The organism is Desulfotomaculum copahuensis (assembly GCF_001655685.1).
GTDB classification, from domain to species: domain Bacteria; phylum Bacillota; class Desulfotomaculia; order Desulfotomaculales; family Desulfovirgulaceae; genus Desulfotomaculum_G; species Desulfotomaculum_G copahuensis.
This window is the reverse complement of sequence record NZ_LYVF01000095.1, coordinates 1-1453: the sequence shown is the minus strand read 5'-3', so window position 1 is coordinate 1453 and position 1453 is coordinate 1. Positions and strand designations below refer to the sequence as shown.

Genomic DNA, 1453 nt, shown 5'->3' with positions numbered 1-1453 from the left:
TGACCCTTCCCCTTAACCTTCCAGCACCGGGCAGGCGTCAGCTCCTATACTTCGTCTTTCGACTTAGCAGAAACCTGTGTTTTTGGTAAACAGTCGCTTGGGCCTCTTCTCTGCGGCCTTTCGGCACTCCTTCTCCCGAAGTTACGGAGTCTTTTTGCCGAGTTCCTTAATGAGGGTTCTCCCGCTCGTCTTTGGATTCTCTCCTCGCCTACCTGTGTCGGTTTGTGGTACGGGCACCTTATCCTCGATAGCAACTTTTCTTGGCAGCCCCTTCGAAACTTCGCCTTTCGGCTCCCCATCACAGCTCTTATGAGCTTTGGTACTTCACTCAAAGCTCTTTTCGTCGCTGCTTGGACGTGCTCTACCAACCGCACGCTTTTCTTATCTCGCTGCGTCCTTGCTTCTCTTTTAGCGGATTTCGGTGGTACCGGATTTATTACCGGTTCTCCATCGCCTACGCTTTCGCCTCGGCTTAGGTCCCGACTTACCCTGGGCGGATTATCCTTCCCCAGGAATCCTTAGGCTTTCGACGGTAAGGTTTCTCGCCTTACTCTCGTTACTTATACCGGCATTCTCTCTACTGTACTGTCCAGATTCGCTTTCGCTTATCCTTCGTCCTGTACAGTACGCTCCCCTACCATTCTTTTCAGAATCCGTAGCTTCGGTGGCATGTTTTAGCCCCGTTTATTTTCGGCGCGGGATTTCTCGACCAGTGAGCTATTACGCACTCTTTGAATGTATGGCTGCTTCTAAGCCAACATCCTGGTTGTCTTGGAAATCCTACTTCCTTTTCCACTTAACATGCTCTTTGGGACCTTAGCTGTCGGTCTGGGCTCTTTCCCTTTTGACCACGGATCTTATCACTCGTAGTCTGACTCCCAGGGTCTCAATATGGCATTCGGAGTTTGATAGGGTTCGGTAACCTCTTTGGCCCCTAGTCCATTCAGTGCTCTACCTCCATATTTCCTTCCCCCTGAGGCTAGCCCTAAAGCTATTTCGGGGAGAACCAGCTATCTCCGAGCTCGATTGGAATTTCTCCGCTACCCACAATTCATCCCATGACTTTTCAACGTCAACGTGGTTCGGGCCTCCACCAGATCTTACTCCGGCTTCACCCTGATCATGGGTAGGTCGCACGGTTTCGGGTCTATGATATGCAACTTTCGCCCTTTTAAGACTCGCTTTCGCTTCGGCTCCGCTTTCGCTTAACCTCGCTGCATATCTATAACTCGCCGGTCCGTTCTACAAAAAGTACGTGGTCGCTTTCGCTTCCACTGCTTGTGGACATATGGTTTCAGGTTCTCTTTCACTCCCCTCCCGGGGTTCTTTTCACCTTTCCCTCACGGTACTATGCGCTATCGGTCACTTAGGAGTATTTAGCCTTGGGAGATGGTCCTCCCGTCTTCCCACCGGGTTGCCTATCCTGTGGTACTCTGGATCCCACTCGGTATTT

General features: G+C 51.1%; 1 rRNA gene. It reads right to left on the bottom strand.

The annotated features are described in order from the left end of the window. Positions 1 to 1453, bottom strand: a 23S ribosomal RNA gene (locus A6M21_RS06830); the annotation flags it as partial.